This is a genomic window from Mycobacterium sp. DHQP2018-32-09 (genome assembly GCF_058148405.1).
Genome location: NZ_JBYVYK010000043.1, coordinates 37,979 through 52,751, shown reverse-complemented (window position 1 = coordinate 52,751; position 14,773 = coordinate 37,979). Strand labels below are relative to the sequence as shown.

At 71.2% G+C, this 14,773-nt stretch carries 11 protein-coding genes; 3 read left to right on the top strand and 8 right to left on the bottom strand.

What is annotated here, in order from left to right; translation table 11 throughout:
* Positions 1–31 precede the first annotated feature (31 nt).
* From AC30CM_RS20005 to AC30CM_RS19985, 5 genes are read right to left on the bottom strand one after another with little or no spacing between them, the layout of a single operon-like run.
* Complete coding sequence (locus tag AC30CM_RS20005) at positions 32–1,261, bottom strand: ankyrin repeat domain-containing protein (protein ID WP_490118649.1); 1,230 nt, start codon at positions 1,259–1,261, stop codon at positions 32–34.
* Positions 1,262–1,275: 14 nt separating this feature from the next.
* Positions 1,276–2,301 (bottom strand): NADP-dependent oxidoreductase, encoded by a 1,026-nt coding sequence (locus AC30CM_RS20000; RefSeq protein ID WP_490118648.1) that lies wholly within the window; start codon positions 2,299–2,301, stop codon positions 1,276–1,278.
* Positions 2,302–2,351: 50 nt separating this feature from the next.
* The gene (locus AC30CM_RS19995) at positions 2,352–2,927 is read right to left on the bottom strand and encodes a DUF1707 SHOCT-like domain-containing protein (protein ID WP_490118647.1); all 576 of its coding nucleotides are present in this window, start codon (positions 2,925–2,927) and stop codon (positions 2,352–2,354) included.
* Between the two features lie 18 nt (positions 2,928–2,945).
* Positions 2,946–3,248, bottom strand: coding sequence for an STAS domain-containing protein (locus AC30CM_RS19990; protein ID WP_490118646.1), 303 nt, complete (start codon positions 3,246–3,248; stop codon positions 2,946–2,948).
* On the bottom strand, positions 3,245–7,339 hold the full coding sequence (locus AC30CM_RS19985; RefSeq protein ID WP_490118654.1) for a SpoIIE family protein phosphatase: 4,095 nt from the start codon (positions 7,337–7,339) through the stop codon (positions 3,245–3,247). The genes AC30CM_RS19990 and AC30CM_RS19985 overlap by 4 nt, the downstream gene beginning before the upstream one ends.
* 260 nt (positions 7,340–7,599) lie before the next feature.
* Between AC30CM_RS19985 and AC30CM_RS19980 the strand changes: the two genes are divergently transcribed.
* Genes AC30CM_RS19980 through AC30CM_RS19970 form a run of 3 tightly spaced genes read left to right on the top strand, consistent with a single transcriptional unit; the run spans position 7,600 to position 11,458 of the window.
* Entirely contained in the window at positions 7,600–9,051 is a 1,452-nt protein-coding gene (locus tag AC30CM_RS19980; RefSeq protein WP_490118653.1) for an LLM class flavin-dependent oxidoreductase, read from the top strand.
* A gap of 11 nt (positions 9,052–9,062) precedes the next feature.
* Entirely contained in the window at positions 9,063–10,229 is a 1,167-nt protein-coding gene (locus AC30CM_RS19975) for an LLM class flavin-dependent oxidoreductase (RefSeq protein WP_490118645.1), read from the top strand.
* A 56-nt stretch (positions 10,230–10,285) separates the two neighbouring features.
* The gene (locus AC30CM_RS19970; RefSeq protein ID WP_490118652.1) at positions 10,286–11,458 is read left to right on the top strand and encodes an SfnB family sulfur acquisition oxidoreductase; all 1,173 of its coding nucleotides are present in this window, start codon (positions 10,286–10,288) and stop codon (positions 11,456–11,458) included.
* Here AC30CM_RS19970 and AC30CM_RS19965 read toward each other — a convergent pair whose 3' ends face one another.
* The 3 genes from AC30CM_RS19965 to ripD all read right to left on the bottom strand — a co-directional run bounded on the left by AC30CM_RS19965 (position 11,459) and on the right by ripD (position 14,549).
* A complete protein-coding gene (locus AC30CM_RS19965) occupies positions 11,459–13,282 on the bottom strand; it encodes a fatty acyl-AMP ligase (protein WP_490118644.1) in 1,824 nt (607 codons plus the stop codon).
* A 97-nt stretch (positions 13,283–13,379) separates the two neighbouring features.
* Positions 13,380–13,874 (bottom strand): thiol peroxidase, encoded by a 495-nt coding sequence (gene tpx, locus AC30CM_RS19960; RefSeq protein WP_490118643.1) that lies wholly within the window; start codon positions 13,872–13,874, stop codon positions 13,380–13,382.
* Positions 13,875–13,931: 57 nt separating this feature from the next.
* Positions 13,932–14,549, bottom strand: a complete 618-nt coding sequence (gene ripD / locus AC30CM_RS19955; protein ID WP_490118642.1) for an NlpC/P60 family peptidoglycan-binding protein RipD — start codon at positions 14,547–14,549, stop codon at positions 13,932–13,934.
* Positions 14,550–14,773: the final 224 nt, after the last annotated feature.

Genomic DNA, 14,773 nt, shown 5'->3' with positions numbered 1-14,773 from the left:
CCCCCCCGACGCTACGACGCCGCAACGGCAGCTAGGTGGCCGGCCCAGATTCGGCCTCGCGCAACAGCTCCGCCGCCCCGTGCTGATAGGCGTACTCCGCCCAACCCCGCGCCGTGGTGCCGTGCCGGGCATCGGTGAGCGCGGGGTCCGCCCCGGCGGCCAACAGGGCGCGGATGCGCTCGAGGTCACCGTCGAACGCCGCGTGGTGCAGCGCGGTGGCCCCGTCGGCGTCGCGGGCATTCGGGTCCTCGGGGACCGTCACCTCCACGGCGACCGCGTCCCCGACGTCGATGCCGTGCCGCCTCAGCAGCGACAGCCGCGTCGCGAAGCCGTGGGCGGCGGCCCAGTCGATCTGCCGTCGCCACATCTGCGCGCGGGTCTCCATCGCGTCGCCGAGCCGCCGCTCCCACGGGCTGAGGCCCGCGGTGGCCAGACCGAACGCGAACAGCAGTTCGAGATGCGTGTCGTCGGCCCGGAACATCCGGTTGTACAGGCTCTGGTGGTCCACCGGGTGCGCACCGTACTGCAGCAGCATGGTCGCGAGATCCTGCGCGTACGGGTGCCGGGGCTGGCGGCCCGGGCCCTGCTCCCCCTCCCCGAAGACGCCCGTCAGCACCGTGAACGGCGGCGCCATCCCACGCCACAGGTATCCGGAGTTCGGGTCTGCGCCGGCCTCGAGAAGGAGCCGCGCCGCTGCCAGCACGTCGGCGCCGCTGCGCTGCAAGCGAACCCGGGAGTACGCCAGGTACGCCAGCGGCTGCCAGCCGAAGGGTCCGCCCGCTGCGGTGGCGGCGGTCCGATCGCCGCGCAGATGGACACCGAGCGCCTCGGGATCGGCCGCCGTCGCGGCCGCCCACACGTGTCGGCGCACCACGGTGGGATCGGCGGCCGCGAGTTCCTCGGCGGCCCGCCATCGCGGCGGGGCGTCCTCGGCGTCGTAGCGCAGCGACGCCAACGCGCAAAACCGGTCGGCCGGGTCCAGCGCCTCCTCGTCGACGCGGCCGGGGTCGGCCCCGAGGGCGGCCACCACGTCGAGGTAGCCGACGAGCGCGGGCCAGTCGCGGAACCCGTGACGCCGGGCCACGGTCAGCTGCGCGTCGTGCAAGGCGAAGCGATCCCCCAGTGCCGCAGCGGACGTCGGGTGATGCCGCCGCACGACGTCGATGGCCGCCACGTCCCCCGCGACCACCGCGCGCTGAAGCCCCCGGGCCTCCCGGTGCAGCTGGTGAATCGATGGATCGTCGGGCAGGGAACCGACCATGACGGCCTCCTCGGTCAATCCGTCGCGACCGTCGGTTCGCTCACCCGGACCAGCATCTTGCCCACGTTCACCCCCGTGAACAGTCCGTTGAGCGCGTCCACGCACGACTCGACTCCCTGGTACACGGTCTGGCGATGCGTGAGCAGTCCCTCCCGTTCCCACCCGTGCAACGCCGCGAACGCCTCGTCGAAGCGACCCCACTGTTCCAACGCGTTGAACCCCTGCATGCTCGCCGACCGGGCCAGCAGGTTGACGTAGTTGGCCGGGCCGGGGTGCTCACCGGTGAGATAGCTCGAAATGACCCCGCAGAGAACCACTCTCGCGTGCTGGGCCAGTCGCCCGAGCACGGCGTCGAGGATCCAGCCGCCCACGTTGTCGAAGTACACGTCCACACCCCGCGGGCAGAGCCGTCGCAGCTCGGCGGGCACGTCGTCGGAACGGTAGTCGATGCACGCGTCGAACCCGAACGATTCGACCACCGCCCGGCACTTCTGCGGACCCCCCGCGATGCCGATCACCCGCGCGCCGTGGATCTTCGCGATCTGACCGGCCACCGAGCCCGTCGCGCCCGCGGCCGCGGACACCACCACGGTCTGTCCCGCCTCCGGTCTGCCGATGTCCATCATGCCGAAATAGGCGGTAGCCCCGGTGGGGCCGTAGACCGACATGATGGCGAGCTGGTCGGTGAGCCCCGGCATCGGCGTCGAGAACAGGTCGTCACGGATGAGCGCGTATTGCTGGAACCCGCACAGCGTCGTCACGACGTCGCCCACCGCGTACGCGGGGCAGCGGGTGGCCACCACCTCGCCGATGCCCGCCGCACGGATCACCTCACCCAGCGCCACCGGCGGCAGGTAGCCGGGAGAATCGTCGAGCCACGTGCGCACCGCGGCGTCGATGCCCACGTAGGTGGTGCGCAGCAGCGCCTCGCCCTCGGCGGGTTCGGGCACGGCGGCGTCGACGATCTCGACGTCGTCGGCGGACACCAGGCCGGTGGGCCTGCGGCGCAACACCACCTGTCGATTGAACGCAGCGGACACGTCGCGACCGTACCCAAGGAGCACCCGGCACCGGTACCGATCGGCCGACGTCAGCGGAGGCGTCTTCGCAACCACGCACCGTAGGAATGCCGCACGCTCAGCGAGCCGAACCGCAGGCGCCCGCTGACGACGACGTGCACGCGCCCCGAAGGTGCCGCGCCCACCGATGAGTCGGCGCTGCTCCCCAGACACCGCAGCGCCGTCAGATCGGCGGTGGCGTCGTCCGGCAGCACCACCGTGATGCTGCTGCACACGTCGTCGATCTCGAAGGACACGACGCGCGAACGCACGTCGGCCTCGGTGAGGTCGAGCGTGACGCTCGAGAAACGGGACCTCACCGTGACCGCGCCGGGCACGTGCCAGGGACCCTTGCGCGTCACCGACGACATGGTCACCGTGAGCGGCAGCACGGTCGGGTCCGCGGACGTCACCGACGTCGCGTGCGGATCCGACGGCAAGTCGCCGGTGATCGGGGCCAACTCACCGCGGGTACGCGCCCGCAGCGCGGCATCCATCCGGACCTCGAACTCGTCGAGCGTGATCATGCCCGCGCCGACCGCCCGCTGCAGCTGATCGACCACGCGTTCCCTGTCGGCGTCACCCACCCGCAATCGTGGATCGTCCATCGCCACCAGGATAGGCACTCACCCGGACGGGCGTACGTCCACCAGCTCGGGCAGGCCGCTGACGGTGAGCACCGGCATCAACACCGGGTTCGCCACCACCTGGATGTGATCACAGTGCCCGAACAACACGTTGATGGCGCCGCTGTCCAGGTAGTCGATGGCACTCAGGTCGACGCGCACCCGCGTGCGGGCGCCCTCGATCGCGGAGTCGAGCGCCCGGGCGAACGACGTGACGTTGCTCAGGTCGATCTCGCCCTCGGCCGCCACGACGGGCGAGCCGTCGTCGAGCGTGCGCGTCGTGACGGTCAGCGCCGTGGTCATGTCTCGATCCTCGCGTGCAGTTGCACGGTCGTTCCCGTCGGCTCGTGCTGGATGTCGAAGAAGTCGGTGAGCCCCTCCATCAGCGCAATGCCGCGACCGCGGGTGAAGTCGGGGACCGTGCGCTCGGGTTTCCAGGTACCGGAATCGGTGATGCGTAGGCGGACCTCGTCCATCAGGGCGAACACCTCCATGCTGATCACGCCACCCGGATCGTCGCGGTGGCCGTGTTCGATGGCGTTGGCGATCGCCTCGCCGGCGGCGACCAACAGTCCCTGTGTCTGCTCGTCGGTGAGATCCGCGGCAAGGAGCCACTCCCGCAACGCCCGTCGCGTACCTGCCAACTCGCTGGCATAGGCGGGGAAGGTCAGGCACAGCGGCGCCGGCTGTCGATACAGCAGCAGCGCCACGTCGTCCTGATAGCCCTGGCGCGGCTCCAGCGTGGACATGACGCTGCTGGCCAATTCCTCCAGCGTGCACGTGACGCCCGCGATCACCGCGTCGGCGGCGCGATCGAACCCCTCGTCGAGCGAATCGCCGCGACGCTCCACCAGGCCGTCGGTATAGAGCAGCAGGGTCCCGCGTGGCGGAATCGTCATCCGCTCCTCGGGCCGCTCCCGATCCGTGCGGATGCCCAGGGGGATGGCGCGGCCGCCTTCGAGGAAGCGCACGCTGCGATCGGCGGCGACCAGGATCGGCGGCGGATGGCCCGCGCTCGAATACACCAATTCGCCGGACTTGCCGTCCAACACCGCGCAGAAGGCCGTGGTGCAGGACGCCCCGCTGAGGCGCACCGCGAACCGGTCGAGCGCCATGAGCGCCGCGCGCGGGCTGGGGTTCTCGAGCAGCAATGCCCGGCACGCGCTGCGCAACTGCCCCATCACGGTGGCCGCCGCCAAGCCGTGTCCCACGCAGTCGCCGACGATCAGCGCGATCCGACCGTCATCGAGATCGACGACGTCGTACCAGTCGCCACCGACCTGTAGCGGTTGGGTGGCAGGCTGGTAGCGCACCGCGAAGCCGTCCGGCAGCTGAGCCGGGCCCAGGATCGAATGCTGCAGCGCCAGCGCGGTCTCCCGCTGCTGATCGAGCTGCTGCACCCGCAGCAGCCCCTGCCCGAGCCGTCCCGCAAGCACCGTCAGCAGCATGTGGTCCTCGGCGGTGATCCGCGTCTCCGGCACGTCCAACCAGATGACCAGCACCCCACGGGGGTGCTGCATGACGATCCCCGTGCCTCCCGGCACGCCGTCCACGCTCAGCAACTCACGGTGGCTCAGCGCCGTGATGGCCTGCCGTGTCGCCTCGGGCAGCTGCTCCCAGCCGATCTCATCACCGGTCGAGACCACGTCGTCGGGCGTCGATTCCGAACCCGGGGTGAACGTCACCGCCACCACGCGCTCGGCATTCCACGGCCTGCGCAGCTCGGCGATCGCGTAGCGCAACGCTTCGTCGACCGTATCCGCTTGGGCCAGTACGCGATTCAGTTCGGCCAGCGTGCTCTGCCGTTGCGCCGTGTAGTGCTCGGCAGTGGTGTCGCGCAGCGTGCCCACCGTGATCTGCCGGCCGGTGTCCGGGTCGGCGGCATGGTTGAAGCTGGCCGTCACCCACAGCCGGTGTCCGTCGCGGTGGATCACCGGAACGGTGTAGGTGCCCCGCTGCTCGCGCACCAGGTCGCCGAACGCCTCGGCCACGCGCTGGTGCGCCTCGGGGTCGCGGTCCCGGTCGGGCCACCACGGATGCACCGGCGGGTACGGCAACCCCTCGGGCCCGAATCCCAGCACGTCGGTGAACGCGGAGTTGATCTCGATCACCGCGCCCTCGTCGTCGCAGACGAAGAACGCCTCCTGCAGCGACTCGATGAGCGCGGTGCGCCACCGCGCGTGATGACCGCGCATGCGCGCCAACTCCACGTTGGCCCGGACCCGCGCCAGCAGTTCGGCCGCCGCGAACGGCTTCACCAGGTAGTCGTCGGCGCCCGCCTCCAGCCCCTCGATCGAGGCCTCCTGGCCCGCGCGCGCCGACAGCAGCAGAACCGGCACCGCCGCGGTGCGCGAATCGGCGCGCAACGCCGCCACCAGCGCCAGACCGTCCAACCGCGGCATCATCACGTCGCTGACGATCAGGTCGGGCACCGTCGCACGGGCCCGGTCGAGCGCCGCGCGGCCGTCGGTGACCCCCTCGACGACGTAGCCCGCGGTGACCAGCAGCCGGGTCAGGTAGTCGCGCATGTCCGCGTTGTCGTCGGCCACCAGCACGCGCACCGAACGGGCCGACGCCGGCGCCCGCGCGACCGCCGGATTGAGATCCAGCTCCGAACGGCCGGCCGCCGGGCCCAGATCCGGCGAGCCCGGCAACCAGCGCAGGGCTTCCTGGACGAACGGATCGGCCGCCGTCGACGCCGACCGGCTCACCGGGGCGGCGACGACGGAGTCCGGCGACAGGTGGGCCGACCCGAACGGCAGCCGGATGGCGAACGTCGTGCCCTGGTCCTCGACGCTGTGGGCGCTGATGGTGCCGCCGTGCAGTGCCACCAGTTCCTTGACGAGCGCCAACCCGATGCCGCTGCCCTCGTGAGAGCGGGCGCGCGCGTTGTCGATGCGATGGAACCGCTCGAACAGCCGTGGCATCTCGGCCGCCGGGACGCCGATGCCGGTGTCGGCGACCGTCACCTCGGCGTGCTCCCCGTCGGCACGGACCCGCACCGCCACCGATCCGTCGAACGTGAACTTCAGCGCGTTCGACAGGAGGTTGAGCACCACCTTCTCCCACATGTCCCGGTCGACGAAGACGGGTCGATCCAGCGGCGGGCAGTCCACCACCAGATCGAGGCCGGCCCGGTCCACCGCGGAGCGGAACACGCTGGCCAGATCGGCCGTCACGACCGCGAGGTCGACCGGTACGAAGGACGCACGCATCCGTCCGGCCTCGATGCGCGAGAAGTCGAGCAGCGTGTTGACCAGCTTGGCCAGCCGCAGCCCGTTGCGATTGATCACCTCCAACTCGGCGCGCGCGGCGTCGTCCACGCCGTCGGCACGGGAGCGCAGGTCGTTCAACGGGCCGAGCATCAACGTCAGCGGCGTCCGGAATTCGTGGCTGACGTTGGAGAAGAACGTCGTCTTGGCCCGGTCCAGTTCGGCGAGTTCCTCGGCACGGCGCTGCTCGGCCCGATAGCTGCGCGCGCTCGCGATCTCCGCGGCCAGGTGCCCGGCCACCAGGTCGACGAAGGCGCGGTAGCCCTCGTCGAAGGGGCGGTACCGGTTGAGCGCGGCCACCAGGAACCCGCACGCCTCGCCCTGCAGCAGCAGCGGCAGCAGCAGCGCCTGCACCGGCGGCTCCGACCACGCGCCGGTCGGCAGGTCGCCGAAGACGTCTGCGGTCACGTCGACCACCACGGCACCGCCCGCCATGACGTCGGCGACCGGCCACGGCGAGCCGTCGGCGGTCGGCGCGGGATCCACCTCGGACGGGGCCGCGACGTGGCCGGCAGGCATGCCGCTGGCCGCGGCCAGGCGCAGCGCGCCGGTGTCGTCGCACAGGTAGACCAGGGTGAACGGGAGGTCCCGCAGATTGCGGCCGAGTTGTGCGGCCGTCGCCGCCAGCATGCGCTCCTCCGACGGCAGCACGCTGGGGTCGGACCCGAGATCGCGCAGGGTCGCCAGCCGGCGCTCGCTGATCACCTGCTGGGTGTCCTCGCTGACCACGCACAGCACGCCGACGATGTCGCCGGAGTCGTCATGCAACGGACTGTAGGAGAAGGTGTGGTAGCTCTCCTCGGTGTATCCGGAGCGCTGCACGAACAGCAGCAGTGCGGAGTCCCAGGTAGCGATGCCGGTGGTGAGCACGCCGTCGACGCGCGACGCGACCTCCGGCCAGATCTCCTCCCACACCTGGCTCACCGGGCGGCCGAGTGCCCACGGATACTTGCCCGCCAGGGTGTCGTGCCGGTAGGCGGCGTTGCAGAAGAACGTCAGCTCCGGGCCCCACCCCATCCACATCGAGAACCGCGACGAGAGCAGGATGCGCACCGCGGTGCGCAGGCTCTGCGGCCAGTCTGCGGGGTCACCGAGCGGCGTGGCCGCCCAGTCGACGGCCATCAGATCGTCGCGAAGATCGGGGTCGGCGTCGAACACGCTCGCGTCGGGCGGCGTCGGTGGGGGGCGGTGAGCGGGAGTGTCACTCACCGGCAATCCTTCCGTCGACGTGACCTGCGCACACGTGGATGCCCCGAATCGGTCTGGATGAAGCATGCCCCACGTGACCGGCACGGCCGTGGGCGGCCCACCGTTACCCGTCTTTCGAATCGGCCTGAGGCAAAGCCGTGACCGAACCGACGCCCGGCACGAACATGGCGCCGGTGACTCGCACGATCCGCTTCAACGCCTTCGACATGAACTGCGTCGCCCACCAATCCCCCGGGCTGTGGCGCCATCCCCAGGATCAATCGTGGCGCTACAAGGATCTGGAGTACTGGACCGAGCTGGCCCAACTGCTGGAACGCGGCCGCTTCGACGGGCTGTTCATCGCCGACGTGCTGGGCACCTACGACGTCTACGGCGCCAGCGACGAGGCCGCGCTCCGGCAGGCAGCGCAGGTGCCCGTCAACGACCCCATCCTGCTGGTGTCCGCCATGGCCCTGGTGACCGAACACCTCGGCTTCGGCGTCACCACGGGAACCGGTTTCGAGCATCCCTATCCCTTCGCACGCCGGATGACCACGCTCGACCACCTGACGAAGGGCCGCGTCGGTTGGAACGTCGTCACCGGGTACCTGCCTGCCGCGGCCCGCAACATGGGGCAGACCGACCAACCCGCCCACGACGCCCGCTACGACCACGCCGACGAGTACCTGGAGGTGCTCTACAAGCTGTGGGAAGGATCGTGGGAAGACGACGCCGTGGTCCGCGACCGCGACCGCGGCGTGTTCACCGACCCGAGCAAGGTGCACCACATCGGCCACCGGGGAACGCATTTCAGCGTCCCGGGGATCCACCTCGGCGAGCCCTCGCCACAACGTTCGCCCGTGATCTTCCAGGCAGGCGCGTCGCCACGGGGCGTACGGTTCGCCGCGGAGAACGCCGAGGCGATCTTCACCGCCGCACCCACCAAGGCCATCCTGCGCGAGACCGTCACCACCATCCGCAGGGAACTCGAGCTGGCCGGCCGAGACCCCTACGCCGCCAAGATCTTCAACCTCTCCACCGTGATCACCGCCGCCACCGACGACGAGGCCGCGGCCAAGCACGCCGAGTACCTGGCCTACGGGGACCCCGAGGGCGCGTTGACGTTCATGTCGGGCTGGATGGGCGTCGACCTGGCGCGCTACGGCCTGGACGAACCGATCGGCAACGTCGACTCCAACGCCATCCTGTCCGCCGTCAAGGCCTTCCAGTCCGCGGATCCCGACGGCGGCGAATGGGCCGTCGCCGACATCGCAGAGTGGGGCACGATCGGCGGCATCGGACCCCGCTTCGTCGGGTCCGGCACGCGCATCGCCGACCTGCTGCAGGAATGGGTCACCGACACCGACGTCGACGGCTTCAACCTCGCCTACGCCATCACGCCGGGGTCGTTCGCCGACTTCGTCGACCACGTGGTGCCCGTCCTCACCGAACGCGGCGCCTACCAGGCGGAGTACACCCCGGGGACGTTGCGCCACAAGCTGTTCGGGCGCGGAGATCGCCTACCCGCCGACCATCGCGGCGCCGCCTACCGCGTGGGCGGCGATCGCTCCACCGTCATCGAACGCCCCTCGACGCTGCCCTCGTCGTCCGCGTCGATCGCCGCGCATCCGACTCAGGGCCGATAGGAGAACGACACGTGTCCCTCACACTGCACTGGTTCCTGCCCACCTACGGCGACAGCCGACTGATCGTCGGCGGCGGGCACGGCCTGCCCGCAGGCGTGGCGCACAGCGATCGCGACGCCTCCGTCGACTACCTGGCGTCGATCGTGCGCGCCGCCGAGACGTTCGGGTTCACCGGCGCACTGATCCCCACCGGGGCCTGGTGCGAGGACGCCTTCGTCACCGCCGCCCTGTTGGCCAGGGAGACCACGTCGCTGGCATTCCTGGTCGCGTTCCGCCCCGGATTGGTGAGCCCGACGCTGTCGGCGCAGATGGCGGCGACGTTCGCCAGGCACGCCCCGGGGCGGATCCTGCTCAACGTCGTCGTCGGCGGTGAGGCACACGAACAGCGGTCGTTCGGCGACTACCTGGACAAGGACGCCAGATACGCCCGCTGCGACGAATTCCTGGACGTGGTCCGCAGACTGTGGGCCGGCGAGACGGTGACGACCAGTGGCGAACACATCACGGTGGAGGGCGCGGCGCTGGCACAGCCCCCCACTCCCGTTCCACCGCTGTACTTCGGTGGCAGCTCCGCTGCGGCGGGCCCCGTCGCCGCCAGGCACGCCGACGTCTACCTCACGTGGGGCGAGCCGCCAGAGGCGGTACGGGACAAGGTCGAATGGATCCGCAAGGAGGCCGCCGACGCGGGCCGCACCGTCCGCTTCGGCATCCGCCTGCACACCATCTCCCGCGACACCGCCGACGAGGCCTGGGCCCAGGCCGGCACGTTGATCGCCGCGCTCGACGAGGACACCGTGCGGTCGGCTCAGGACGGCCTGGCGCGCAGCCAGTCCGAGGGGCAGCGTCGCATGCGCGCCCTGCACGAGGCCCATCGCGCCGACGGCACGTGGAACGACGCTCGGTCCCTCGAGATCGCCCCCAACCTGTGGGCCGGCGTCGGCCTGGTGCGCGGCGGCGCGGGCACCGCGCTCGTCGGCAGCCACACCGACGTCGCGGACCGCATCGCCGAATACGCCGAGGTGGGCATCGACGAGTTCATCTTCTCCGGCTATCCCCACCTCGAGGAGCTGTACTGGTTCGGCGAGGGTGTCGTGCCGATCCTGCGCGACCGCGGCCTGTTCGAGGGCGGTGTCACCACGGCGGCGCCCGCGTCCATCCCCTTCACGAGCGGGAGGTGAACGCCTCAGCGGCCGTGCACGATCCGGTGACCGCACCCCCTCGGCTCGCGGACCCGGTGGCGACGGCGCGGCGGTTCGCCGACCACCTCGCCCGCGATGCGGCCGAACGCGATGCCGCACGCCGCTTGCCGCATGCCGAGGTGGCCGAACTCAAGTCCACGGGCCTGCTGACACTGTCGGTGCCCGCACGCTTCGGCGGCCAGGACGCACCCGCCGCCGTGGTCGCCGAGGTGTTCCGGACCATCGCCCACGCCGACCCGTCGGTGGCGCAGATCCCGCACTCGCACTACACGTTCCTGGAGGCACTTCGCCTGCAGGGCAGCGACGCGCAGCAACGGTTCTTCTACGGTGCGGTACGCGACGGGGCCCTGTTCGCGAACGCCCAGACCGAGCGCGGACCGCACGCCATCAACGTCGACACGACGACCCTCACCGGCAGCGCGGCGTCGGGCTACGTGCTGACGGGCCGCAAGTTCTACGCCACCGGGTCATTGTTCGCCGACTGGCTGATCGTGCGCGCGTCCCTGACCGACGGCGACGGGACGCCGCCCGACGCGTCGACCCCGAAGGCCCTGGCGTTCATACCCCGTGACGCGGCCGGGGTGCAGGTCGTCGACGACTGGGACGGGCTGGGCCAGCGCACCACCGCGTCCGGCACCGTCACCCTGGACCACGTGCGCGTGCCCGCCGACCACGTGGTGCCGTTCTCGCCCATCTTCACCACCGCGACGGTCTACGGGGCCCACGCCCAACTGCTGCACACCGCGATCGACGTCGGCGTCGCCACCGGGGCGCTGGAGGCCGGCGTCGCGCTGGCCGCGACGGCCCGACCTCACGTCGAGGCCGGCGTCGAGAGCGCCGCCGAGGATCCGACGCTGATCGCCCTCGCCGGCGACGTGACGGTCACGGTGCGCGCGGCACGGGCACTCCTGGGTGAGGCGGCCCGCGAGATCGACCGGGCGCGAGCGGATCTCACCGACGACACCGCAGCGGCCGCGTCGATCGCCGTCGCCGTCGCCAAGGTCGCCGCGGTCCGCGCCAGCCTGGAGGCCGCCAACGCGGTGTTCGACCTGGGGGGCACCCGCAGCGCGACGGCGAATGCGGGCACCGACCGCTTCTGGCGCGACGCCAGGACCCACACCCTGCACGACGCCACCCGTTGGAAGCTCCAGCACATCGGCCGCCACACGCTCTCGGGGACGCGGCCCCCGCGGCACGGCCAGATCTAGCTAGCCGCCGAACGCCCCCGCCAGATAGGCCTCCCGCGCGGCGGGGCGGGCCAGCTTGCCGCTCGTGGTCCGCGGAATGGTGCCCGCAGGCACGAACCTGACGTCGGCGACGTCCAGGCCGTGTCGGTCCGCCACGGCCTGACGGACTGCCGCGGCCGCGGGATCCGGATCGACGCGGCTGGTGCCCGCTGCCCGCTCGGCGACCACGACCACCCGGTCGTCCGCGGTGGTGAACACCGTGGCATAGCCGCGCCGCACCAGTGGCGACGCCGCCGCCACGGTCTCCTCGACGTCGTGCGGGTAGTGCGTGCAGCCGTCGACCGCCAGCGCGTCGGCGCGGCGGCCGGTCACGTACAGGCCGCCGCCCAGCCGGAAGCCGAGGTCACCGGTGCGCAGCCACCTGGCTTCCGCCGGCACGCCGTCGGCGTGGCTGCCGACGGGCAGCCGGCGGCCCAGCACCGCGTGGAACGCGTACTCGGTCTCGCGCTGCCTGCCCCAGTAGCCGCGGCCGACGTTGTCGCCGTGCAGCCACAGTTCACCGACGCGGCCGTCGGGCAACTCGGCTCCGGTGTCCGGGTCGACCACCACGCACCACTGACTGCGGGCGACCTGGCCGCACGACACCCGAACCACGGTGTCCGCCGACGGCGTGGCGGGCACGGCACGACCCTCGGCGAGCGCGGCGCGGTCGAGGTGCAGCGCGCTCGGTTCCGCGTCGGGCGCGATGGTCGAGACGAACAGCGTGGCCTCGGCGATGCCGTACGACGGCTTGAATGCCGTGCGCGCCAACCCGAATCGTTCGAACGCGGCGGTGAACGTCTCGATGGCGGCCATGCTGACCGGCTCGGAGCCGATGATCAGGACCGCACCGCTCAGGTCGACGTCGGCGTCGGCGTCCGGCGTCCCGCGCTGTGCGGTCCACTCGTAGGCGAAGTTGGGCGCCTCCGTCACGACCCTGCCCTCACGGCAGCCGTCGGACAGCGCACGGATCCAGCGGTGCGGACGGCGGACGAACGCCGTCGGCGACATCAGCGTCGAGTGGCCGCCGTAGACGGCGGGGAAGCCGATCATCGACAACCCCATGTCGTGGTAGAGCGGCAGCCAGCTGACGCCGTGAAAGTTCCGGTCCAGCAGGTTGATCGACAGGATCATCTGGATGAGGTTGGTGCCGACCGCCCGGTGGGTGACCTCGACGCCGACCGGCGGCCGGGTTGCCCCGGACGTGAACTGCAGGTGCGAGACGTCGTCGAGGCCCAGCGCGACCGGCGTGAACGTCTCTGCCGCGGCGTCGGGCACGCGGTCGATCAGCAGCACGTGCGGGCGGCGCGCTGCGGGCACCGCATCCAGGAATGCGGTGACCGCCCCCTCCGCGGCGGACGTCGTGAGCACCAGGCTGGGCGTGGCGTCGGCGAAGGCCGTCGCGAGACGCTCGGCGTGGCCCTGCAATTCGGGCGCGAACAGGGGTACCGCGATGGTTCCGGCCTTGATGGCGGCGTAGAACCCCACCACCCAGTCCAGCCCCTGCGGCGCCAGGACCGCGACACGGTCGCCCGGCGAGGCGTGCCTCTGGATCTCGGCTCCCACCGCCGCCAACCGCACGCCGAGTTCGGCCCACGTGAGTTCGACGGCGACGCCGCCGTCCGAGCGGGTGTCGGACCGGGTGTGGTCCAGGTAGCGGTAGGCCACCCGGGAACCGACCGCCGCGATGTTGCGCTCGATCAGGGAGATCAGGGTGGTCCCGGCGGGAACGACGACGCGGCCGCGTCGGTCCACGCAGTCTTCGATGCGCAAAAGACCGGCGGGAGGCGAACTCTCGCGACGCATGGCACCAGTCTAGGCGCGTACGCAGACTGCGGGGAGACCACGCTCCGGGTTCCGGGTGTGATCTCCCCGCAGTCTGCGAGGGGGCGGGCGGCCGGGCTCAGCCCGCGGCCGCGAGGGCGGCGTCGTAGTTCGGCTCCTGGCCGATCTCCGGCACCAACTCGGTGTACACCACGTTGCCGTCGGCGCCGACGACCACCACGGCACGACCGAGCAGGCCGGCCATCGGACCGTCGACGATCGTGATGCCGTAGTCCTTGCCGAAGTCGTCCCGGAACGCCGATGCCGTCGTCACGTTCTCGATGCCCTCGGCACCGCAGAACCGCTTCTGGGCGAACGGCAGATCGTTGGAGACGCACAGCACGGCAGCACCGCTGGCCGCGGCGCTCTCGTTGAAGGCCCGCACGCTCGCCGCGCACACCGGGGTGTCGACGGACGGGAAGATGTTGAGCACGACCGGCTTGCCCCGGAACTGCTCGCTGCTGACCTGACCGAGGTCGGTTCCGGTCAGCGTGAACGCCGGTGCCGGCGAACCGACGGCCGGCAGCTCACCGGAGGTGTTGATGGGGTTACCGCGCAAGGTTATCTGTGCCATGGGTCCAGTCTGCCAAGCCTGCCGCACCCATGATCGGCCAGGGTGCGGCAGGGCGGGTCACCACTCGATGACGCGCGTGAGGTACGGGGTCATGTCGGCGGTCCGCACGGGCGACACCGCCACGCCACGGTCGCCGACCTCCACCATCTGGCCGTTGCCGATGAACAGTGCGACGCTCTGCGTGCCGTCGGGTCCGTAGAAGATGAGGTCGCCGGGCAGCGCCTGGGACGGCGCGATCTTGCGCCCCACCTGATACTGCTCGCCCGACGAGCGCGGCATCTTGATGCCGACACCCCCGAAGGCATAGACGATGAGGCCCGAGGCGTCGAACCCGGGGACCCGCGGGGCCGCAGGCGCCGCGGGGACGGCGGGCGCGGTCGGCGAGAACAATCCCGGGAACAGCGGGTCGGGGTTGGCGGCCGCCAGGCCCGAGGTCGACGACTGCTCGGCCTGTTGCTGCGGCGCCGCAGGCCGCTCGACGGGCAGGGTGGGGCCATTGACGTCACCGCCGCCGTAGGTGAACGGAACGCCCTGCTGTGACACCGCGCGCTTGATCACGAAGTCGATGGCCTGCTGACGCTGGGCAGACGTCGCGTCGGCACGAGCCAGGCCCGGCGCCGTGAACAGCACGGCGAGGCTGAGGGCGAAGGCCAAGAGGGCGGAGATGCGTCTCATCGTTCTTTCTCGCTTCTGGTCGGCTCCTGCCGAGTCCGAGGTTTCGATCCCCGGCAGGGTGAAGCGACATGTTTCACATCCGTCACTTCCACAACACATGGTGCCACCGCCGTCGCCCCCGGCGCTCATACCCATGGGATTCTTTGTGAGACCGTGACCGAACGGTGACCGTGTCGGGTGACGCCAATCACGTTAGGTCCTAAGGGCTTTCACCGCCGGTTCCG